Source organism: Thiomicrorhabdus cannonii (assembly GCF_013391695.1).
Classification (GTDB): Bacteria; Pseudomonadota; Gammaproteobacteria; order Thiomicrospirales; family Thiomicrospiraceae; genus Thiomicrorhabdus; species Thiomicrorhabdus cannonii.
The window spans coordinates 37,279-58,561 of record NZ_JACBGH010000012.1; the positions used below are offsets into that span (position 1 = coordinate 37,279).

The window sequence follows — 21,283 nt, forward strand, 5'->3', positions numbered from 1 at the left end:
ATTGACCTACTTTACGTGCCATGAATTGCCATTACTTCTCTGTATTATCATCGCTTAATTTGCCGACCGCGCAGGAGACAAACGATTTGGCTTTGGCTCCGGCCGCACTCAAGCCGCGCACGCTGCCGGCTTGCGGATAGCCCATTTTCAACAGCTGCGCCAAAATCTGTTCGCGTATCGCCGCGCTGTCTTCCACCAATTCAAGGGCAACTTTGCCTTGAGCCACATCCACGTCCACCGCCTTGATGCTCGGCACAGCACCCAGCTGCTGACGGATGCTGTTGGCGCAGCCGCCGCATTTGATATTGTCGACTTCAATTTCCCACATCTTATGTTGGCCCCGATGTTTTTTGATAGCGGATAATCTAACACACTTGTCCGGCCGATGGGCGCAAGCGCGGCGCAGTTTTAATTCAAACTTTTAATCAATCCCTAAAAGCGTCTGCGCGCGCACCCCCTTAACCTAGTAAATCACTAGGTTAAAGACCCTCTAACGCTTATAATAAAAGTTATTTTCACTTGCGCCAAACCTCTATGAACTTCTGCAATCGCTACTTTGAATTGCCCAGCCACTTCTACAGCCAGCTCAACGCCGAGCCGTTGCACGAGGCTGTGCTGCTGCATGCCAATCAGCCACTGCTGGCAAGCCTCAGTATCGGGTTGGAGCAGGAGGCGTTACGACAAATGACCTCGGGGCAGACACTCCCACCCGGCCTGTCCAGTTTGGCGCAAAAATATACCGGCCACCAATTCGGCTACTACAATCCCGACTTGGGCGACGGCCGCGGCCTATTGTTAGGCCAGGCCATTGACCCGAAGCATCGCCTGTGGGATCTGCATTTGAAGGGTGCCGGACAAACCCCTTACTCGCGCCGCGGCGACGGCCGTGCGGTGCTGCGTTCCGCCATCCGCGAATATCTCGGCGGCGAAGCCCTGCATGCACTGGGCATCCCCAGCACCCGTTGCCTGAGCCTCTGCCATAACCGCGAGGCGGTGCGCCGCGAAACTTACGAGCCGCGCGCCGCCTATATCCGTGTGGCCAAAACCCATGTACGTTTCGGCCACTTTGAATGGCTCGCCGAACACCGCGATCTTGGCGGCATGCAACAGTTGACGGATTATGTCATCGACACCGTCTATCCGGAGCTGCGTGCTCTCAACCCGCAGGAACGTTACGCCGAACTGCTGCACACCATACTCCGCAATACCGCCGACCTGATTGCCGGCTGGCAGTCGGTCGGTTTCTGCCACGGCGTGCTCAATACCGACAATATGTCGGTGGCGGCGGAAACCTTTGACTTTGGCCCCTATGCTTTTATGGACGACTTTAAAATCCACCATATCTGCAACCACTCCGACACCGAAGGGCGCTACGCCTACAGCCAGCAACCCAATATCGGCCTGTGGAACTGCCAGGTGTTTGCGCAGGCCTATGCACTGATACTGGATGAGAACCAACGCGATGCCATTCTGGCGGATGCCATCAACGGTTATGTGGAAACCTACAATCAGCGTTATCTCGACAAAATGCGCGCCAAACTCGGCTTGCAGACACCGCAGCCGCAAGACCGCGAACTGGTGGCTGATCTGCTGATGTTAATGGATCAGGCCGATATTGACTTCCAGCACTTTTTCCTCGAACTGGCGACTTTACAAACTCAACAGGCCGGGTCCTGGCACCCATTGGCACCGGCTTCCAAGGCGTGGCGACTCTGGTTTGAGCGTTACCAACTGCGCTGCCAGCTTGAAGAGAATCCTTCGCAGATTGCGCAGACCATTTTGCAACACACTCCCCGCTTCGTGCTGCGCAACTACATCAATCAGGAAGTCATTGAAGCCGCCGAGCATGGCGACTTCAACCTGCTGCACCGGGTTTTCGATGCGCTGCGCGCGCCCTTCGAACAACACCCGGAATTGCCGCAACACTACTATCAGGCCCCCCGACTGGCCTCGCAGAAAGGCATTGCGCTGAGCTGCTCCTCCTGACACCTAAGATGCAAACACCGCTAAAATTAGGCGGATGCGGGACAGTTTGTATAAAATAAGCGTGTTTTAATCTTCATTTTGCAACCTTGGATGCGAATCGTTCACCCAACAGAGAACTTTCGAGCATGACCAACGCCGAACTCCATCAACGCGCCAAACACCGCGTGACACTCAAACGTCCGGTTGAACTGCTGATCAACAACGATGAAATAGTGCATGGAACGCTATTAAACCTGTCGATACTCGGTGCCGGCGTCCTGTTAGACCGCGCCCTGCAGCCGCTGCAGCGGCTTAGCATGAAGTTTTCACTGCCCGCCTACGACGATGACATCGAGCTGGTCATAGACGCTCAAACCACACACGTGACCTCGTCCGGCGCGGGCTTTCTGACTGGCATAGAGTTTTCGTTACTGAGCCCTCACCAGAGTCTGGTCATCGGACACTATGCCAATAGCAGCGAATCGGCAGAATAATCATGGACACTGCAATCCAACTTGATAGCCGTGTTAAAACCAGCCGCAAAGTGATTGTCCACGGCCGCAACGGCCAGGCCGAAGGGGAACTGGTCGACCTGTCACTCAAAGGCGTTGGTGTCATTGTGAACCGCGGCGCACGTGAAGGCACCGAGCTGGAAGCGGAGTTTGAACTGCCGGCACTGGGCACTTTCCGCGTGTTTCATTTACTGGGCAAAGTCACCCATCGCCACAATACCGGCGACCAGGTCTATCTGACGATTGCATTCAACAAACTCAACGATGAAGATCAGGCCGCACTGGAAGATTTTATTAATTACAAAAACCGGCTAAGCCGACTGAATAAAAAAGAGTTCTCCTAAACCCGCTTAAACCCGCCGCATTCCCGGACAGGGCATCTTACCAGGCGGGCTTAGTAACACACCGCTTCGTAAGGCTCGATCACCCCCTGAAAACCGCGCAACGAAAAGGCATAGCGCTTTTGTCCGAACGACGCATGGCTTAAGGTGAACACCACCTCATTACCGGCTTTTAACGCCGCCATCCAATCCTGATAACCCTGCTTCATCGCCGCCATCGAGGCAAAGTGTTCCGGCTTCAACTCCAAACGTACCTTATTGGAGATTTCCTCATAATTCAGCTTAGGCTGCAAAATGCCTTGCACAGGCTGGGCATTCGCATCCTCCGGCCCGTCAATTCGATAACTTAACGCCATCAAACGCGGGCTTTCGGAAATAATCGCATCATTAAACAACAGAATTTGCAGCATCGGGAAAGGGTTGATGGCATTGCAACTCACCCCGAAAAACACCTCCTGATCGGCCTGTTTGGTGAAAACTTCCAACCCCTCGACACTGCCTTGCACATCTTTATACAGCGTTAAATGGAAATCATCCTTCACCTGTTGGCTTTGCGTTTGCGCCCAAACAGCCTGTGGCGACCATAGCAGCGCAATCAATAACAGTCTTTTCATACATTCAACTCTGTTTAAAATTCCGCCAAATCGCCTTTGCTTTCCAACCAGACCTTGCGGTCCGAGGCGCGTTTTTTATTCAACAGCATATCCATGACCTCATGGTCGTGTTGCTGCTGAGAATCCAACTGCAACTGAATCAGGCGGCGCGTTTCCGGCATCATGGTGGTTTCACGCAACTGCGGCGGGTTCATCTCCCCCAGACCTTTAAAACGAGTGACCTGCACCTTGCCGGGGAGTTTCTCGGCGGCGATGCGGTCCAGCACGCCCTGGCGCTCAAACTCATCCAACGCGTAAAACACCTGCTTGCCGACATCAATCCGGTACAACGGCGGCATGGCCACATAAATATGCCCGGCTTCCACCAGACGCGGAAAATGGCGCACAAACAGCGCGCAGATCAGCGTGGCGATATGCGCGCCGTCCGAATCGGCATCCGCCAGTATGCAGACCTTGCCGTAACGCAACCCGCTCAGATCGTCCGATCCCGGATCGACACCGATCGCCACGCTGATATCGTGAATTTCCTGCGAGGCCAATACATCGCCCGATTCCACTTCCCACGTATTCAGTATCTTGCCGCGCAGCGGCATAATCGCCTGATAGTTTTTGTCGCGCGCCTGCTTGGCCGAACCGCCGGCGGAATCCCCTTCCACCAAAAACAGCTCGGTCAAACTCAGGTCCGATTCGGTACAATCCGCGAGCTTGCCGGGCAAGGCAGGCCCGCTGGTGATTTTTTTACGCGTGACTTTTTTGGCTTTTTTGCTGCGCTGGTTGGCGTTGTTAATCACCAGTTCGGCAATTTTCTCGGCCACATCGGTATGCTGGTTGAGCCACAGACTCAACGCATCCTTGACCACACCGGAAATGAAAGGCACGCACTCGCGCGACGACAAACGTTCCTTGGTCTGTCCGGCAAACTGCGGTTCATGCACCTTGGCCGACAGCACAAACGCCACGTTCTGCCAGACATCCTCCGGCGTAATCTTGACGCCGCGCGGAATCAGATTGCGGAACTCGCAGAACTCGCGCACCGCATCGGTCGCTCCGGCCCGCAAACCGTTCACGTGGGTACCGCCTTGCGGCGTCGGAATCAGGTTGACGTAACTTTCCATCAGGTTTTCGGCCGGCTCCACCAGCCAGGTAATCGCCCAGGCCACACCTTCGTGATCGGTCTGGCTCTCGCCCACAAAACCCTCTTCGGGCAAACGCTCCAAACCGTCCAGCGCTTCGTTCAGATAATCCTGCAGGCCGTTCTCGAAATACCACTCGGTGGTTTCATTACAGGTTTCGTCGACAAACGTCATCTTCAGCCCCGGCGCCAACACCGCCTTGGCGCGCAACAGATATTTCAGCTTGCCTAGCGCATATTTTGGGGTATCGAAAAAACGCGCATCCGGCCAAAAACGCACCAATGTGCCGGTGTTTTTCTTGCCAACCTTGCCGATCACCTCTAGCGGAGAGGCGACATCACCGTTTTCAAAGGCAATGGCATGCAGTTTTGCGTCACGGCGAATCTGTACCTCTACGCGACTGGAGAGCGCATTGACCACCGAAATCCCCACACCGTGCAGACCGCCGGAAAACTTGTAGGCCTTATTGGAAAACTTACCGCCGGCATGCAGGCGGGTCATAATGACCTCCACCCCCGGCACGCCCTCTTCAGGGTGAATGTCCACCGGCATGCCGCGCCCGTTATCGAGCACACTCATGGAGCCGTCGGCATGATGCGTCACCGTAATCTCGCTGGCAAATCCGGCCAGCGCTTCGTCCACACTGTTATCGATGACTTCCTGCGCCAAATGGTTGGGACGCGTCGTATCGGTATACATCCCCGGGCGCTTGCGCACCGGTTCCAACCCGGTTAAGACTTCAATTTCGGCTGCATTGTAGTTTCCGCTCACAAATCAGGCTCCTGATGATAGAATTGGGTTAAACTCAACGTCAGCATCATAACATATAAATGTAAAGGTGAAATCGTACCTATGCCAAATCGAGACTACCGCCAGGAACGCCGCAGCTACGAGTTTGCCGAACTCAAACGCAGCCAGCTAAAAGACAGCCCTTTTGAACAGTTCTCGCTCTGGATGGATGCGGCCATCACCCATATCCATAACGACCCGACGGCCATGAGTCTGTCGACGGTGGACGCCAATGGGCAGCCGCACAGTCGTGTGGTGCTGCTAAAAGAGTTCGATACCCGCGGCCTGGTGTTCTACACCCATTATGACAGCGACAAAGGCAGCGAGATGGCGGCCAACCACCGCGTCGCCGCGCTGTTCTTCTGGCCGGAGATGGAACGCCAGATTCGCGTGGAGGGCTTGGTCGAAAAAATCACTGCGGAAGAGTCCGAAACCTATTTTCACAGCCGGCCGCGCGACAGCCAGTTGGCCGCCTTTATTTCCAAGCAAAGCTCACCGGTTTCGAGCCGCGACGAACTGGAACTCAGATTACAGGCCGCCCAAGCTGCCTACAGCGAACAGGAAGTGCCGCATCCGCCGCACTGGGGCGGTTACCGCATCGTGCCGCAGCGCTTCGAGTTCTGGCAAGGCCGTCCGAGCCGCCTGCACGACCGTTTCCGTTATGAAAAACAGGATGAACACAACTGGCTCATCAGCCGCCTGGCGCCTTGATCGTTATGCCTAACAACGACAATCCGATCAAGCTGTCCGACAGCTGGCTCAACCTGATTGGCGACGAATTCGACAAGCCGTATATGCAGCAGCTCAAAGCGTTTTTGCAGGCGGAAAAAGCCGCCGGCAAGCAGATTCTGCCCAAAGGCGGCCTATGGTTTAACGCCTTGAACAGCACACCGTTTGAAAACGTCAAAGTGGTCATACTCGGCCAGGATCCCTATCCCACCCCCGGTCACGCCCACGGGCTGTGTTTTTCGGTTCTGCCGGATGTCAAACCGCTGCCGAAATCGCTGCTCAACATCAATAAAGAACTTTCGGATGATCTGGGTGTCGAGAACCACCACTGCGGTTATCTGCAACCTTGGGCCGAACAAGGCGTACTGCTGCTCAATGCCGTTTTGACGGTGGAAGCGCATCATTCCAACTCCCACCAAAACCACGGCTGGGAACAATTCACCGATGCGATTATCCGCGTCATAAATGACCAGAAAGAGCATTGTGTGTTTATCCTCTGGGGCAGTTACGCCCAGAAAAAAGGGGCTTTTATCGACCGCCAGCGCCATCTGGTGCTGGAAGCGCCGCACCCCTCGCCGCTTTCCGCTTACCGCGGTTTTTTCGGCAGCCGTCCCTTTTCAAAAGCCAATGCCTATTTGCAGGCGCACAAACTCCCTCCCATTAACTGGCAGCTGTAAAACACCCATCCAACTATAAAAACTGCTTATCTTTGTATGCATAGGTTTGTTTTGACTCTCTAGCGCCACCCGCTATGCTGGTCTCTTCTGATTAACGCCGTTTTAAAGGAAAGAGACGTGAAACACGCAGGATGGTGGAGCCGGACCAAAATTGCAACACTCAGCGCCGTATTGCTCGGCATGATGATACTGGCCGGTGTGTTTTTTACCGGCGCCTTTTCACTGCTCCAGTCCGAGGCGCAGCTCATTGCCGAACAGTGGCAGGCGTACCAGAGTGGTAACGCCGCAGACACCCAAGCCGTCATCGGCGCGCAACTGACCCAACAAATTCAGCAGGTGATCGACCTCACCGGCTATTTCATCGTGGCGGTTCTCATTGCGGTTAGCGCGTTTATTGCGCTGATGTATGCCACCCTGATGGTCAAAATCGCCCGCCCGCTCAAACGTATGGAACAAGGCATCACCCAAATTACCGACAGCGACGACTTTTCGATACGTCTGCCGATTCAATATCAAGACGAAGTAGGCCAGGTTTTAAAATGTTTCAACCATCTGACAGCCGACCTCAAAACCGTCTTTGACGAAACCAACCGGCAGTTGAGCAAGGTCGCCAATGGTGAATTCGACCAGCAGGTCAATGTGGAGGTCGGCGGGGATTTGCTGCGCTTCAAGGACAACGTCAATGCTTCGATTCAGAGCGTCTCGCACACCATGCACTCGTTGGAAAGCATTGCCGATGCGATCGCCCGCGGCGATTTTTCTGCGCGCATGGACAGCGGCGTGAAAGGCACGCTGAAACATAAAATCGATTTTGCGATGAATTCAATCGACGAGGTCGTCGACAACATCAATCAGGTGATGCAGCAGGTCGCCCACTGCCAGTTAAAAGACCGTGTCCAGATCCAGGCGGAAGGCCGCATGAACGAGTTGAAAAACTATATCAACCATGCGTTACATACTTTGGAATCCGGCTTCGATGCGATCAACACCTCGATTGCGCATCTGGCGGAAGGCAACCTGACCCACCAGATTAACGGCGCTTTCAGCGGCGAAATGGAACAGGTCAAACAACAGCTCAACCACACCGCCTGCCAACTCAACCGCACGGTCAATCTGGTCGGCGACACCTCGGATCTGGTCAACCACAACATCCATCAAATTTCGCAAAGCAGCCTGGCGCTGGCGGATCGCAGCCAGCAGCAGGCCAGCGCCATCGAACAGACCGCCGCGGCCATCGAAGAGATGACCTCGGTCGTGCGCCAAACCGCCGACAATGCGATGCGCGCCAGCCAACTCACTCAGGACACACGCCGCTTGGCCAATGAAGGTTCCAAAGCCATGAGCTCCTCGGTTGAATCGATGCGCGAAATCCAGCAATCCAGCGTGCGCATCAGCGACATCGTCGGCCTGATCGACAGCATCGCCTTCCAGACCAACCTGCTTGCACTGAACGCGGCGGTTGAGGCGGCGCGTGCCGGCGAGGCGGGACGCGGCTTTGCGGTGGTGGCGGGTGAAGTGCGCAATTTGGCACAAAAGTCGGCCGGCGCCGCCAAAGAAATTCGCGGCCTGATTGATGAAGTGGTGACCCAGGTAAACGACGGCGCGTTGCAGCTTGACGAGACCAGCGAAGCCTTTGATCAGATTCATCAAGGCATCCAGATGGTGAATGATCTGGTGGTTGAAATTTCCTCCAGCACCCAGGAACAGGCGCAAGGCATTGCGCTGGTGAATCAGGCCATTACCGAACTGGACGACAGCATCCAGCAGAATGCACAGATGGTCGAAGAGACGACCCAATTTGCCAATGAACTAGTCGGTCAGGCACAGCAGCTCAATCACGAGGTTAACCAGTTCGTGGTCGACAAAACCCTACTGCTCAAAGCGCCATAAACCGCGCCGTTTCAAGCCTTTTAAAACTGAACAGGCCGGGTAGATTGTATTCAGACCCGGCCTGTTCAGTTTTTATTTAGTTTCCTGAACGAGGTGCTTCGTAAACCACTCTTCCGTTGCCGCATTGATTTCGGCCACACTCATCTGCGAGGCATCCAGCGGCGCGCTGATATACACCTCAATCACCCCCGGTTTTTTGATGAAGCTGTTTTTAGGCCAGCAACTGCCGGCGTTGTGCGCCACCAGATAAACCGGTACTTTGGCTTTACTGGCCAGCATCGAACCGCCTACATTGATCTTGCCCAATTCGCCCACCGGCATACGCGTGCCTTCCGGGAAAATCACCACCCAATCGCCTTGCTCAAGACGCGCCTGCCCCTCTTTCAGCAACTGGTTCAGCGCCTGACGGCCGGCGCCGCGGTCGATCGCAATCGGATGCAGCAGACGCATCCCCCAACCGAAGAACGGGATTTTCAGCAGTTCACGCTTCAACACATACGCCTGACGCGGAAAAATCTGCTGGAACGCCAGCGTTTCCCAAGCCGATTCATGGCGCGCCAGAATCAGACCCGCTTTACTTGCATCCACCTGCTCCAAACCATGCACCTGGTATTTCACTCCGCAGGTCACACGCAACCAGAACAGACAGAACTTGGCCCAATGGTGCATAAAGGCGTAACGCGTTTTAAATGAAAACGGCAACGTCAGCTGCCCCAATACCGAAAACAGCACCAGCGTCGTCACCTGCCCGAGAGCAAATAACACCGAACGCAAAAACCAGATCACTTTCATGCCAACAGCGCCTCCACAGCCGCCAATAGATTGTCATACACCGGAATGCCGGCCAGTTCATCACCATGCTTGGCCAAGGTGCGCTCGCCCTTGCCGCTTCTCACCAGAAATGGGCGCATGCCTTTGGCCTTGGCCACCTGCATGTCCGCCCAGGTATCGCCGATCATCGGCATGCCCTGCAAACTGATACCAAAACGGTTCTCGATCGCCTGCAACATACCGGTAGACGGCTTGCGGCAAGGCGTCGCATCATCGCCGACATAGGGCGAGAAATTGATCCAATCGACCTTGGCACCCTGCTCGGCCAGCAAACCTTGCAGTTTCTGATGCATGGCGCTGAGCGTGGCGCGGTCGTAATAACCGCGGCGGATGCCCGACTGGTTGGTTGCCACCGCCACCAGCCAACCGGCCTGTTTGAGCTTAACAATCGCCTCGATACTGCCGGGCACCGGCTGCCACTCGTCGGGTGACTTGATAAAGGCGTCCGAGTCCTCGTTAATCACACCGTCGCGATCCAGTACAATCACCTTTTGCATATTTATTCCTGATTTTCAAAAGCAAAAACCACGAAGAACACAGAGTTCACGAAGTGAGTGAATGACCAGTCTCTTCGTGAACTTCGTGCACTTCGTGGTTCAAGATAACTCCCGCCTCTATTAATAGAGAGGAACGGTTAATTACAAACGCGAAACGTCCGCCACCTGCAGGAACAGCTGATAGATCTGGTTGAGCAGCGCCAGACGGTTCAAACGCACCGCCTCGTCTTCCGCCATGACCATGACGTTGTCAAAGAAGCTGTCAACGCTACCGCGAATCGTCGCCAGGGATTCGATCGCGGCGATGTAATCACGCCCGGCAATCAGATTGCTGACCGACTCACGCAACGCATCCAGCTCGTTCCACAAGGTCTGCTCGGCGCTTTCCGTCAGCAGCGCCACATTGACGGTTTCCGGCAAGTCGCCTTCGACCTTCTTCAACAAATTGCTGATACGTTTGTTGGCCGCACTCAAGCTTTCCGCCGCGTCCATCTGTGCGAACTTCTCGACCGCCTGGATACGTTTGGCGAAGTCCAACGGATGCGCCGGACGGCAAACACGCACCGCCTCGAACTGCTCGGCACTGATGCCCTGGTCGGCGTAATAGGCGCGCAGACGGCCGATAATGAAGTCGTAAATCTCTTCAATCAGCGCATCGCTGGCCTCGACCGCCTCGTGCAGTTCCAGACCGTACTGGATCAACAGACGCAAATCCAGATCCAGTTCGTTTTCGATCATAATGCGCAGCAGACCCAAGGCGGCGCGGCGCAATGCAAACGGGTCCTTGTCGCCGGTCGGCACCTGACCGATGCCATAGATGCCGGTAATGGTGTCGATCTTATCGGCAATCGCCAACGCCTGCGCCAAAGCCGATTGCGGCAGCTCGTCACCGGCAAAACGCGGCTGGTATTGCGCATCAATCGCGTCGGCCACGTCCTGCGCCTCTTTCTGCTCCATCGCGTAGTAACGACCCATCACGCCTTGCAATTCAGGGAACTCGCCGACCATTTCCGACATCAGGTCACACTTGGACAGACGTGCAGCACGTTCACACAGTGCCGCATCTACGCCCAGCGGCTTGCCGATTTTGACCGTCAGAGTTTCCAAACGCTCGACCTTGTCATACAGCGTGCCTAATTGTTGCTGGAACACCACGGTTTTCAGGCGAGGCAAAAAGTCGTCCAACGGACGCTTGCGATCCTGATCCCAGAAGAATTTGGCATCCGACAGACGCGGACGGATCACACGTTCGTTACCGTTTTTGACCGACTGCGGGTTAGAGCTTTCGATATTGCTGATGGTGATGAATTTCGCCATCAGCTTGCCGTCTTTGCCGAACATATGGAAATACTTCTGGTGACCCGCCATTGCTGAAATCAACGCTTCCGAAGGCACCGCCAGGAAGGTTTGATCGAAATCACCGACAATCGCCATCGGCCATTCGTTCAGGGCGGTGACCTCTTCCAGCAGCTCTTCGTCGATTTCCGCTTCGCCACCGGCCTGCTGCGCCGCCGCCATGACCTGCTCGCGGATCAGCTCGGCACGCTCGGCAAAATCGGCGACCACATAACCTTGCGCTTTCAAGGTTTCGGCATAGTCTGCCGGTTGCGCAATGGTAATCGCTTCAGGTGCATGGAAACGGTGACCGCGCGTGGTGTTGCCGGTGGTGTGGCCTAGAATCGTGGCAGGAACCACTTCCTCACCCAGCAGCATCAGCGCCCAGTGCACCGGACGCACGAATTCCACATCGGAGCTGCCCCAACGCATACGCTTCGGAATCGGCAGCGCCGCCAAAGAACGATTGACGATATCGCCCAACAAAGCACTGGTCGGCTGACCTTGCTGTTGCAGGTTATAGGCCATCCATATGCCTTTGTCGGTCTCGACTTCGATCAGCTCGGCAACGGTTACGCCGCAACCGCGTGCAAAGCCTTCCAAGGCTTTGGTCGGGTTGCCGTCGGCATCAAAACCGGCTTTCTTGGCAGGACCGCGGCGCTCGACCACCTTGTCGGCCTGTTGGGTTTGCAACCCTTCAATCAAAACCGCTAGACGGCGCGGTGCGGCATAAACCTGCACTTCACCGTGCGCCAGTTCGGCCTCGTTCAGGCCGGCGACGATGCCGTCGGCAAACGCCTGGCTCAATTTTTTCAACGCTTTCGGAGGAAGTTCTTCGGTTCCGATCTCAACCAAAAAATCTGCTGTCTGATTCAAAGCCGTCATTATTTCTCCTCCTGGCTTTTGACTAACGGGAACCCAAGCGCTTCACGCCCTTCGTAATAAGATTCGGCAATCTGTCTGGCCATGGCACGTACGCGGCCGATAAAACGCGCACGTTCGGTCACGGAAATCGCATGGCGCGCGTCCAGCAGGTTGAACGCATGCGACGCTTTCAATACCTGCTCGTAAGCCGGCAATGGCAGTTTATCGGCGACCAGTTTGGCGAAAATCTCTTCGCACTCGTCAAAGGTGCGGAACAGCTTGTCGGTATCGGCTTTCTCGAAGTTGTAGGTCGACATCTCCACTTCGTTCTGATGGAACACATCGCCGTAAGTGACTTTGCCGCTTGGGCCTTCCACCCAGGTCAAATCGTAAACCGAGTTCACGCCCTGCAGATACATGGCGATACGCTCCAGACCGTAAGTGATCTCGCCGGTGACCGGACGGCATTCCAAACCGCCAACCTGCTGGAAGTAGGTGAACTGCGTGACTTCCATGCCGTTCAACCAGACTTCCCAGCCCAAGCCCCAGGCGCCCAAGGTTGGCGACTCCCAGTTGTCTTCGACAAAACGGATATCGTGTTCCAGCGGGTCGATGCCCAGCATTTTCAACGATTCTAAATACAGTTCCTGGATATTGTCCGGCGACGGCTTCAGCATCACCTGAAACTGGTAGTAGTGCTGCATGCGGTTCGGGTTTTCGCCGTAACGCCCGTCGGTCGGGCGGCGGCAAGGCTGCACGTAAGCCGCACGCCACGGCTCCGGGCCGATGGCACGCAGAAAGGTCGCCGGGTGGAAAGTCCCCGCCCCCATCTCGTTGTCGTAAGGCTGCATAATGACGCAGCCGTGGCTCGCCCAGAATGCCTGCAGGGTCTGAATCAATCCTTGAAAGGTACGAATATCCGTTGCCGCTTGTGAAGACACAATCAAAACCTCTTAAACTAAAATTCGATGCCCACGCTTCAAGATTGGGTTAAAGCGTGTAAAATCCGCTAATTATAACGTATTTTATAAACACTTTACGCCGACTTTAATGTGACATAGCACACATTACCCGGCCTGTTGAAAATGGTTAAAGAATGAACTACGAAGTAGATGCCAAAGGGCTCAAATGCCCGATGCCGGTGATTAAACTGCAAAAACAGGTACGCGCCTGCCAGCCGGGCGATGAAGTGGTGATTGACTGCACCGACCTGGGCGCGGAAAAAGACATCGGCAGCTGGGCCAAGGTTAACCGCCATGAGTTCCTCAATTGTGAACCGACCGACTTCGGCTTGCGCATCACCCTTCGCGTTGTGGACCGGAATCAGGTATAATCTGGAGCGTTAAAACAAAGCCCGTGCTTATGAAAACTCCTTTGCTACGCTCTAAATTTTCCTGGTTAAGCCTGCTGTCAGTCGGCTTGTTTGGCCTGACCCTGTTGGCACCGCACAGCTCGACGGCCAACCTCTCCCCGGAACGCACCACGCTTCCGCTGCCTCCCGAACCCGACTCCCTGAGCAATGCTAAAAAACCGGCAGACATCACCCGTTTTTCGCAAGAGGAATGGCAGGAGCATACCGTCAAAATCCCGCAGAACGGCTCCCTGGGCGGGGCTTTGGCGAGCGTGAACATTCCGGCGAGCGTGACCTACCAGATCGGCCAGCTCAAAAACAGCGACCTGCTGACCAACCTGCGCGCCGGCGACACCCTCACCATCTGGGTTGACAAACACGCCAACCTGCAGAAAATCCTCTACCCCAAAAGCAAAACGCTGCGTTACGAACTGCAGAAACAGGGCGATGACTACCGTATCGAAACCATTGAAGAGCAGGTCGACACACGCCTCGAAGTCGCCACCGGCGTCATCACCAACTCCTTCTATCTCGACGGCCAGAACGCCGGTCTGAGCGCCAAAACCATTATGAATCTGGCGGACATTTACGCCTGGGACATCGACTTTATCCGCGAGTTCCGCGAAGGCGACACCTTCAAGGTGATTTACGAGGCCAAATACCTCAACAACGAATACATCGGCGATGGCGATATTATCGCCGCACAGGTCACCACCTATAACCGTCAGGAAACCCACAACGCCTTCTTGCTGAAAGACGGCGACGAAACCATCGGTTATTTCAACGAAGAAGGCAAAAACCTCAAGAAAGCCTTCCTGCGCAACCCGGTCGACTATGTACGCATCACCTCCAAATTCAAGCCGATGCGTTTCCATCCGGTACTGCAGAAATGGCGCGCCCACCGCGGCGTGGATTACGCCGGGCCGATCGGCACGCCGATTCACGTCACCGGCAACGGCAAAATCGTGTTTCGCGGCTGGGGCAACGGCTACGGCAACTACATCAAGGTGCAACATGCCGGCAAATACATGACGGTTTACGGCCATATGTCGCGCTTTGGTAAATTCAAGCAAGGTGACCACGTCAGACAGGGCGATGTCATCGGTTACATCGGCAAAACCGGCCTGGCCACCGGCCCGCACCTGCATTACGAGTTCCGTATCAACGGCGTCCATCAGGACCCATTGAAGATGGCATTCCCTGCGGCCAAACCGGTGGATAAAAAATACCAGACCGCTTTCAAAAAGCAGACGACACTGATGCTGAGCCAATTGAACCGCTTCTCGCCCGAACTGCAAATGGCGCGTTTCGAGTAAGCCGTGAAGACCTCGACCCGCTCCACCGCGGAATCTCAAACCGAACCTCAGCCCGAACTGTATATCGGCCTGATGTCGGGCACGAGCGCCGACGGCATCGATGCGGCTCTGGTCCGCATACAAGGTGAACAGATTTCGTTGCAGAGCTACCGCGAATATCCGCTTGACCCAACTCTGCGAAAAGCCCTGCTTGAACTCAATACCACTCCCCAAATCAGCCTGCAAAAACTGTGCGAACTGGAATTTGCCGTGGCCTCGGCGTTCAGCCAAGCCAGTCGCGCACTATTGCAGGAAAATGCCGTAAGCGCAGAACAAATACGCGCCATCGGCAGTCACGGCCAGACGATTTACCACGCCCCGCAGGTACCGATGAGCCTGCAAATCGGCCACCCGGCCTTTATTGCCAAACAGACCTGTATCGACACGGTGGCGGATTTCCGCATCGACGATTTGGCCGTAGGCGGCCAAGGCGCGCCTTTAGCCCCGGCGTTTCACCAGGCACTGTTTAAACCGCAACGCGCCTGCTGCGTGCTAAATATCGGCGGCATTGCCAATATCAGCTATCTGGATCCGGCGGCAGGCAGGGTTGCCGGTTTTGACACCGGAGCGGGCAATGGATTGATGGATGAAATCTGTCAGCGCCATTTCAACCGGGAATACGATCGCAATGGGGAAATCGCCGCAACCGGCCGTGTCAACCAAGCGTTGCTGCAAACGCTGTTAACGCATCCCTATCTGCAAGCGCCCTATCCCAAAAGCACGGGACGCGATACGTTCAATATCGCCTGGCTGGACGCACAACTGCAAAATACAGCGATCGCGCCTCAAGACCTGCTCGCCACGCTGAGCGAATTCACGGCCGCCAGTGTCGCCGTTGCCGTCAATCAGCTGGGGGTTTCGCAAGGCGACCTCTGGGTCGTCGGCGGCGGCGCCTATAATTCCGACTTGCTCGCACGCCTGCAAAAGCGCCTGCCCGCGTTAGAAGTCGCGAGCAGTTTAAGTGTGAATATTCATCCCAATGCGGTGGAAGCGATGATGTGCGCCTGGCTGGCCCGTCAGCGCATCCACAACCGGACCATCGCATTAACCGATATTACCGGCGCCCGGCGCAATGTCGTGCTCGGCGGTCTGTGGAGCGGCATCTAGCCCCTAACCCGCCGTTTCTAACCGCCAATAAAAAAACCCAGCAGGCCGGCCTGCTGGGTTTCTGGTTGTATCGGTATGCGGTTTAGGGTTCAGCGCAACTTAATCGCTCAACTCTCCCATCATCTGATTGCCTTCACCGCGCTGATCCATCGGCAAGTAGCAGGAGTTGCCGGCACCGGTATAAATCTGGGTCGGGCGGAAAATCTTGTTATTCTGCAGCTGCTCGCGCCAATGCGCCATCCAGCCGGCAGAACGCGCTACCGCAAAGATAGGCGTGAACAGGCCGGCATCAAAGCCCATCTCTTTATAGAGAATACCGGAATAGAAATCGACGTTGGGATACACGCCCTTATGGCCGAGCAATTCCTCGCAGATACGCTCCACTTCCATTGCCGTTTCAAAGGCTTTGCTCAAACTGCCTGCAGCACTCTTCTTCTCCAGCACTTCGGCAGACATCTTTTGCAGAATCGTGGCACGCGGATCTTTGGTTTTGTATTCGCGGTGCCCCATGCCCCAGATGACCTTTTTCTTGGCCAGACGCGCCTCGATGTAAGGACGGGCATTCTCCGGACTGCCGATCTCATCGAGCATCTCGATCACTTTCTGGTTGGCGCCGCCGTGCAGCGGACCGGATAACGAGGCGATCGCCGAAGAGATGACCGAACACGGATTGGCCAGCGTCGAGCCGGTGACCATGGTAGTAAAGGTCGAAGCGTTGATGGTATGTTCGGCATGCAGGATCAGACAGGCATCCAGCAGACGCGCCCAATCCGGATCGGGGTCTTCGCCGTTGACCATATAAAGGAAGTTTTCCGCGTAGGTCAGATCCTTGCGCGGCTCAATCGGGTCATAGCCGTTACGCATGTGCTCCCACATCGCCACCAGAGTGCCCATGTGGGCGATGATCTTGACCGTCACATCGTTGATATAGGTCTGGTTTTCGGTCGCACCTTTCATGTATTCGGTGCTGGGATAGAAACTTGCCAGACTGGCCACCACCACCTGCAACATGTGCATCGGGTGGGTCGAGGGCGGCAGGTTCTTCATGATTTCGCGGATGTTGTATTTGACGCGACGGTTCTGGCGCAATTGGGCATCAAAAGAAGCCAGCTCCTCTGCTGTCGGCAAATCGCCAAACAACAACAGCAACGTGGTTTCTTCAAAGGAGGACTTTTCCGCCAACTCCATAATATCGTAGCCACGGTAGGTCAAAAGCCCCTTCTGACCGTCGATAAAGGATATTTTGGATTCGGTCGCCGGAACCCCTGCTAACCCCGGAATATATTCCATACTCTTTCCTGAAATTTCGCTTTTAGATATTGCCCGCCGCACCAATACGGCTTGTTACTGCTTGAAAAACGCCCGGCACCGCGCTTACACGCTGAATGAAGACCCGCAGCCGCAGGTTGTCGTGGCATTCGGGTTTTCGATCACAAAGCGCGCGCCTTGCAAATCTTCCAGATAGTCAATTTTCGCGCCGACCAGATACTGGAAACTCATCGGGTCAACCAACAGGGTGACGCCGTTTTTTTCGACCACAGTATCGTCTTCAGCCTGACTTTCATCAAAGGTAAATCCGTAAGAAAACCCTGAACATCCGCCCCCGGTGATATAGACACGCAGTTTCAAGTTCGGGTTTTGCTCTTCTTCGATCAAACCTTTTACTTTCGCCGCAGCGGCATCCGTAAAAGTCAAAGGCGTTGGCATTTCAGACATGCTGTACTCTCCGTGATTAAAACATTGGCATCGAGTTGGCTAGAGGTCAAAATAACCCTATAAAAACCAATGCCATGTCTTAAAACTAAAAAAGCATTATAACAAAAAGCCTCGCCTTGTGACAGGCGAGGCTGGAATCGTAACGTAATCGACTATCTCGCTATCAGGGCAGCAAAGCCACCTGACGCAAGCCGGCGGTTTCATCCAGATTGAACAGAATGTTCATGTTCTGCACCGCCTGACCGGCCGCCCCTTTGACGAGGTTGTCGATAACCGAAGTGACCACCACGGTATCGCTGCCCTGCGGACGGTACACCGCCATGCGGCACATGTTCGAGCCTTTAACCATACGCGTTTCCGGCAAGCTGCCAGACGGCATCACATCCACAAAATACTCGTCGGCATAGGCTGCTTCGTAAATCGCCTGCAATTCGGTCTGGCTCAGATCTTTTTTCAGTCTGGCGTAAATGCTGGATTCCATGCCGCGAATCATCGGCACCAGATGCGGTACAAATGTCAATCCCACCTTCTGACCGCTCAACTCACTCAACTTGTCGACCATCTCCGGCAGGTGACGGTGTCCGCCGACGCCATACGCCTTGAAACTTTCGCTCATTTCGGCACCCAGCATCGCCACGCTGGCGCCACGGCCAGCACCGCTGACGCCGGACTTACCGTCGGCGATAATGCCATCCAGCTCGATTGCACCGGCCTTCACCAGCGGCATAATGCCTAACAGGATACTGGTCGGGTAGCAGCCCGGATTGGCGATGATACTGGCCTGTTGAATTTTATCGCGATAGAGTTCCGGCATGCCGTAAGCCACCTTATCCATCAGATGAGCGCAGGTATGCTCATGCTTGTACCACTGCGTCCACACATCCAGATCATTGATGCGGAAATCGGCCGCCAGGTCAATCACCTTGACACCCGCCCCCACCAGCTCCTCGGCCATGCTCATGGCTACGCCGTGCGGCGTGGCAAAGAACACCACATCGCACCCCTTAAGCACATCCGGGCTCGGCTCGGTAAACGCCAAATCATAGTGTCCGCGCAGATTGGGGAACATATCGGCGACCTTGACGCCCGCTTCACTGCGCGAGGTAATCGCAACCACCTCCGTCTGGGGATGCGCTGCCAGCAATCTCAATAGTTCCACGCCGGTATAACCTGTTCCGCCGACAATTCCCACCCGAACTTTTTCCATGATACTCTTCCGTTTTTCGTTCAACACAATGCCATTATTTTAACGAAATAATTACCCGTACAGCCAACTTTATTGTTTTGAAATACAACATAAAAAGCGCCTTGTCCGCGCGTCAAATCCTTACCCAAATCGCCACCCAAATCGCCACCTGGCGCAACCCGATAAAAATTTGTTTATAAAGCAATAAGTTAAAAAAATCCGTTGTGATTTGCACCCGTCCGCTCAGGAGTGCTAATATCGCCCTCCAATCCCTGTCTCATTGAAAAGAGACCCTGACCCTTTAAGCAAACCGGAAATCCACGTGCAGCTACAACCGCCCTCTATTACCTGCAAACTCAGCAACAGGCTCTACCTGCCGATTATCGTCGTGCTGCTGCTTGGGCTTGCCATCATGGTGCTCAGCACCTTTTGGGCAATCCAAAAACTGACCCTGGAAAAACACAAGGAAGTGCGCCAAACCTATCAGAACTATGTGCAAAAGACCCTCAATGGCCAGCATCAAATCGTCTTGACCAACGTTATCGCGCTCTCCAACAACCCCGGCCTGCAAAAAGCGCTGGCTGAACGCAACCGCGCATCAGCCCAACAGTTATTGGACGACGTACTCAAGCAATACAAAAAGTTCAGCGGTTTTAAAAACGTCAAAATCCACCTGCACACCGCCGACTTCAAAAGCTTTTTGCGCAGCTGGAAACCGGAACAATACGGCGACAATCTCAGCCCTTTCCGCCACTCGCTGCATCATCTGGCCCTGACCCAAACGCCTTTCGCCAGCGTTGAACTCGGGCGCGAAGGGATTCTGCTACGCGGCTTCGCACTGATGAAATATGAAGGGCGCATTGTCGGCTCCATCGAATTCATCCAGAGTTTTGAGGAGGTCATTCAGGAACTCAACCAACAGTACAATCTGCAGGCCCTGATTCTCAGCAGCCATGACAAAACCATCGACTACTTCCATACCTTGACGCTCGTAGGCACCAACCGCGTGCTCCTCAATTCGCGGCCGCACAACAATCAGCCGCTGATTCAGGCGCTGGCCAATTACGACTTCGACCAGCTGGAAAAAGACCAGCAAATCATCCGTCCGCCCTATTACTTCACCTCGGTCCCCCTGTACGATTTCAAAAACGACAAGGTCGGCTGTTTTCTCGTCGCCGACAACCTCACGCACGTCAACAGCCTGATTGACAGCACCCGCTCAGCCCTCTACTGGCAGATCGCCAGCCTGGCACTGGTCGACCTCTTGATTATCGGCCTCTTGATTATTCTATTGCGCCAGCGTGTGATCCGCCCCCTGAGCCAGCTGCGCGCGCAATTAGCCTCCATCAATCCATTTTTCGGCGACGCCGATAAACTGCGTGAAATCCTCCCCCTGCGAACCAACCACAAGGACGAGTTCGGGGCTTTGACACACTGCTTGAACCTGTTTTTTCAGCGCACCTGCGAAACCTTCAGCGAACTGACACTCGCCCGCAAACTGCACCAGGAAACGCTGCAAAACGTCATGCAGCCCAGCGCCAGACTAACAACGGACGGCCAGGGCAAGATACACTCCGTGAGCGCCGACTTTTTAAAACTGATACACGCTACCGACGACACCCTCAGCGGACAAACGTTTAATCACTGTCTGCATCCCCAGATTCCGCGTGTACTTGTCAGAAAAATGCAGCGCGCCATATCACAGGGCGAAGTGTGGCAAGGCATCCTAAAACTCGCTGCCGCCGATGGCAGAACGCTTTATACGCGCACCACCGTGGTACCCGACTGCCTACCCGAACAGCACAGCCTGTTTCTGTTTGAAAACGTAACCGATTTAGTGACCCACCATGAGCCTCTTCTAAACAGCTTCCGCACCCACCCGGCCAGCCTCCTCGGCGACCACGACAAACTCGAATACGACTACCGCCACACGCAGCAGGCCTATCTGGCGAAACTGTCGGTCGACGTTCAGGCCGAAACAGACGCTCAACAGCACACGCCGCCAGAACTCATCCAGCAGATGACGCACTACTTGCTGGATAGCTTTGAAGACACGGACTACACCCTCTACCAGCTCAACCAGCAGGAATTCGCCGTTTTGGCCAACGCCCTGCTCACCCCGCAAAAAACCTTTATTGAACAGATGGAACACTTTCTGATGGCGCACAACCATACCGCCATCCAGACAGAAAACCCGCAAGACAAGCCAATCGCCACCTTGAAATTGAGCATTGGCGTTTCAACCCAGCACTACGGCTTATTGGAGCAGGCCCACAAGGCGCTGCAACAGGCACAGCAGACCACCTTGCCGCATGTGGTGGTGATGCCGCCTTTAACCGATTTGCAGCGGCTTTACCGCTAAAAACACGCAACTCGGCTGCCCAAAAAACT

The 21,283-nt window shown here is 54.9% G+C and carries 20 protein-coding genes; 10 read left to right on the plus strand and 10 right to left on the minus strand.

Annotated features, from left to right (window positions below; translation table 11 throughout):
* Window positions 1-31: 31 nt before the first annotated feature.
* Window positions 32-328, minus strand: coding sequence for a heavy-metal-associated domain-containing protein (locus HZ297_RS10715; RefSeq protein ID WP_178863610.1), 297 nt, complete (start codon window positions 326-328; stop codon window positions 32-34).
* A gap of 206 nt (window positions 329-534) precedes the next feature.
* Between HZ297_RS10715 and HZ297_RS10720 the strand changes: the two genes are divergently transcribed.
* The 3 genes from HZ297_RS10720 (at window position 535) to HZ297_RS10730 (ending at window position 2,821) form a co-directional block, all read left to right on the plus strand.
* Complete coding sequence (locus tag HZ297_RS10720; protein ID WP_178863612.1) at window positions 535-1,986, plus strand: protein adenylyltransferase SelO; 1,452 nt, start codon at window positions 535-537, stop codon at window positions 1,984-1,986.
* Between the two features lie 125 nt (window positions 1,987-2,111).
* Entirely contained in the window at window positions 2,112-2,459 is a 348-nt protein-coding gene (locus tag HZ297_RS10725; protein WP_178863614.1) for a PilZ domain-containing protein, read from the plus strand.
* Window positions 2,460-2,461: 2 nt separating this feature from the next.
* Window positions 2,462-2,821, plus strand: coding sequence for a PilZ domain-containing protein (locus HZ297_RS10730; protein WP_178863616.1), 360 nt, complete (start codon window positions 2,462-2,464; stop codon window positions 2,819-2,821).
* Window positions 2,822-2,871: 50 nt separating this feature from the next.
* On the opposite strand, the gene HZ297_RS10735 is transcribed toward HZ297_RS10730, so the two are convergent.
* Both HZ297_RS10735 and parE read right to left on the minus strand, forming a co-directional pair.
* The gene (locus HZ297_RS10735; RefSeq protein WP_178863618.1) at window positions 2,872-3,432 is read right to left on the minus strand and encodes a hypothetical protein; all 561 of its coding nucleotides are present in this window, start codon (window positions 3,430-3,432) and stop codon (window positions 2,872-2,874) included.
* Window positions 3,433-3,446: 14 nt separating this feature from the next.
* The gene (gene parE / locus HZ297_RS10740; RefSeq protein WP_178863620.1) at window positions 3,447-5,336 is read right to left on the minus strand and encodes a DNA topoisomerase IV subunit B; all 1,890 of its coding nucleotides are present in this window, start codon (window positions 5,334-5,336) and stop codon (window positions 3,447-3,449) included.
* An 81-nt stretch (window positions 5,337-5,417) separates the two neighbouring features.
* On the opposite strand from parE, the gene pdxH reads away from it, so the two are divergent.
* From pdxH to HZ297_RS10755, 3 genes are all read left to right on the plus strand, one after another.
* Window positions 5,418-6,065, plus strand: coding sequence for a pyridoxamine 5'-phosphate oxidase (gene pdxH / locus HZ297_RS10745; protein WP_178863622.1), 648 nt, complete (start codon window positions 5,418-5,420; stop codon window positions 6,063-6,065).
* A gap of 5 nt (window positions 6,066-6,070) precedes the next feature.
* Complete coding sequence (gene ung, locus HZ297_RS10750; RefSeq protein ID WP_178863624.1) at window positions 6,071-6,760, plus strand: uracil-DNA glycosylase; 690 nt, start codon at window positions 6,071-6,073, stop codon at window positions 6,758-6,760.
* Window positions 6,761-6,877: 117 nt separating this feature from the next.
* Entirely contained in the window at window positions 6,878-8,650 is a 1,773-nt protein-coding gene (locus HZ297_RS10755) for a methyl-accepting chemotaxis protein (protein WP_178863626.1), read from the plus strand.
* A 72-nt stretch (window positions 8,651-8,722) separates the two neighbouring features.
* Here the strand turns inward: HZ297_RS10755 and HZ297_RS10760 are convergent, their stop codons facing one another.
* From HZ297_RS10760 to glyQ, 4 genes are all read right to left on the minus strand, one after another.
* Window positions 8,723-9,442: a lysophospholipid acyltransferase family protein gene (locus tag HZ297_RS10760; protein ID WP_178863628.1), complete on the minus strand. Its 720-nt coding sequence runs from the start codon at window positions 9,440-9,442 to the stop codon at window positions 8,723-8,725.
* A complete protein-coding gene (gmhB, locus tag HZ297_RS10765; RefSeq protein ID WP_178863630.1) occupies window positions 9,439-9,978 on the minus strand; it encodes a D-glycero-beta-D-manno-heptose 1,7-bisphosphate 7-phosphatase in 540 nt (179 codons plus the stop codon). The genes HZ297_RS10760 and gmhB overlap by 4 nt, the downstream gene beginning before the upstream one ends.
* A gap of 141 nt (window positions 9,979-10,119) precedes the next feature.
* Window positions 10,120-12,198, minus strand: a complete 2,079-nt coding sequence (gene glyS / locus HZ297_RS10770; RefSeq protein WP_178863632.1) for a glycine--tRNA ligase subunit beta — start codon at window positions 12,196-12,198, stop codon at window positions 10,120-10,122.
* Complete coding sequence (gene glyQ, locus HZ297_RS10775) at window positions 12,198-13,118, minus strand: glycine--tRNA ligase subunit alpha (RefSeq protein ID WP_178863634.1); 921 nt, start codon at window positions 13,116-13,118, stop codon at window positions 12,198-12,200. Before glyQ ends, glyS begins: the two co-directional genes overlap by 1 nt.
* A 155-nt stretch (window positions 13,119-13,273) precedes the next feature.
* On the opposite strand from glyQ, the gene HZ297_RS10780 reads away from it, so the two are divergent.
* The 3 genes from HZ297_RS10780 to HZ297_RS10790 are packed head-to-tail and all read left to right on the plus strand — an operon-like array spanning window position 13,274 to window position 15,990.
* A complete protein-coding gene (locus HZ297_RS10780) occupies window positions 13,274-13,510 on the plus strand; it encodes a sulfurtransferase TusA family protein (RefSeq protein WP_178863636.1) in 237 nt (78 codons plus the stop codon).
* A gap of 41 nt (window positions 13,511-13,551) precedes the next feature.
* The gene (locus tag HZ297_RS10785; RefSeq protein WP_246261932.1) at window positions 13,552-14,844 is read left to right on the plus strand and encodes a M23 family metallopeptidase; all 1,293 of its coding nucleotides are present in this window, start codon (window positions 13,552-13,554) and stop codon (window positions 14,842-14,844) included.
* Window positions 14,845-14,847: 3 nt separating this feature from the next.
* Window positions 14,848-15,990 carry an anhydro-N-acetylmuramic acid kinase gene (locus tag HZ297_RS10790; RefSeq protein ID WP_178863640.1) on the plus strand — a complete coding sequence of 381 codons (1,143 nt, stop codon included), beginning with the start codon at window positions 14,848-14,850 and terminating at the stop codon, window positions 15,988-15,990.
* Window positions 15,991-16,089: 99 nt separating this feature from the next.
* Here HZ297_RS10790 and HZ297_RS10795 read toward each other — a convergent pair whose 3' ends face one another.
* The 3 genes from HZ297_RS10795 to argC all read right to left on the minus strand — a co-directional run bounded on the left by HZ297_RS10795 (window position 16,090) and on the right by argC (window position 18,913).
* Window positions 16,090-17,280 (minus strand): citrate synthase, encoded by a 1,191-nt coding sequence (locus tag HZ297_RS10795; protein ID WP_178863642.1) that lies wholly within the window; start codon window positions 17,278-17,280, stop codon window positions 16,090-16,092.
* An 84-nt stretch (window positions 17,281-17,364) separates the two neighbouring features.
* The gene (erpA, locus tag HZ297_RS10800; RefSeq protein ID WP_178863644.1) at window positions 17,365-17,706 is read right to left on the minus strand and encodes an iron-sulfur cluster insertion protein ErpA; all 342 of its coding nucleotides are present in this window, start codon (window positions 17,704-17,706) and stop codon (window positions 17,365-17,367) included.
* Between the two features lie 163 nt (window positions 17,707-17,869).
* The gene (gene argC / locus HZ297_RS10805; protein ID WP_178863646.1) at window positions 17,870-18,913 is read right to left on the minus strand and encodes an N-acetyl-gamma-glutamyl-phosphate reductase; all 1,044 of its coding nucleotides are present in this window, start codon (window positions 18,911-18,913) and stop codon (window positions 17,870-17,872) included.
* A gap of 301 nt (window positions 18,914-19,214) precedes the next feature.
* On the opposite strand from argC, the gene HZ297_RS10810 reads away from it, so the two are divergent.
* Window positions 19,215-21,254 carry a cache domain-containing protein gene (locus HZ297_RS10810; protein WP_178863648.1) on the plus strand — a complete coding sequence of 680 codons (2,040 nt, stop codon included), beginning with the start codon at window positions 19,215-19,217 and terminating at the stop codon, window positions 21,252-21,254.
* The last annotated feature ends 29 nt before the right edge of the window (window positions 21,255-21,283 follow it).

Bases quoted from the DNA above. Each gene is read 5' to 3' on its own strand.
- HZ297_RS10715 (WP_178863610.1), bottom strand. From the start codon at position 328: ATGTGGGAAATTGAAGTCGACAATATCAAATGCGGCGGCTGCGCCAAC.
- HZ297_RS10720 (WP_178863612.1), top strand. From the start codon at position 535: ATGAACTTCTGCAATCGCTACTTTGAATTGCCCAGCCACTTCTACAGC.
- HZ297_RS10725 (WP_178863614.1), top strand. From the start codon at position 2,112: ATGACCAACGCCGAACTCCATCAACGCGCCAAACACCGCGTGACACTC.
- HZ297_RS10730 (WP_178863616.1), top strand. From the start codon at position 2,462: ATGGACACTGCAATCCAACTTGATAGCCGTGTTAAAACCAGCCGCAAA.
- HZ297_RS10735 (WP_178863618.1), bottom strand. From the start codon at position 3,432: ATGAAAAGACTGTTATTGATTGCGCTGCTATGGTCGCCACAGGCTGTT.
- pdxH (WP_178863622.1), top strand. From the start codon at position 5,418: ATGCCAAATCGAGACTACCGCCAGGAACGCCGCAGCTACGAGTTTGCC.
- ung (WP_178863624.1), top strand. From the start codon at position 6,071: ATGCCTAACAACGACAATCCGATCAAGCTGTCCGACAGCTGGCTCAAC.
- HZ297_RS10760 (WP_178863628.1), bottom strand. From the start codon at position 9,442: ATGAAAGTGATCTGGTTTTTGCGTTCGGTGTTATTTGCTCTCGGGCAG.
- gmhB (WP_178863630.1), bottom strand. From the start codon at position 9,978: ATGCAAAAGGTGATTGTACTGGATCGCGACGGTGTGATTAACGAGGAC.
- glyS (WP_178863632.1), bottom strand. From the start codon at position 12,198: ATGACGGCTTTGAATCAGACAGCAGATTTTTTGGTTGAGATCGGAACC.
- HZ297_RS10780 (WP_178863636.1), top strand. From the start codon at position 13,274: ATGAACTACGAAGTAGATGCCAAAGGGCTCAAATGCCCGATGCCGGTG.
- HZ297_RS10795 (WP_178863642.1), bottom strand. From the start codon at position 17,280: ATGGAATATATTCCGGGGTTAGCAGGGGTTCCGGCGACCGAATCCAAA.
- erpA (WP_178863644.1), bottom strand. From the start codon at position 17,706: ATGTCTGAAATGCCAACGCCTTTGACTTTTACGGATGCCGCTGCGGCG.
- argC (WP_178863646.1), bottom strand. From the start codon at position 18,913: ATGGAAAAAGTTCGGGTGGGAATTGTCGGCGGAACAGGTTATACCGGC.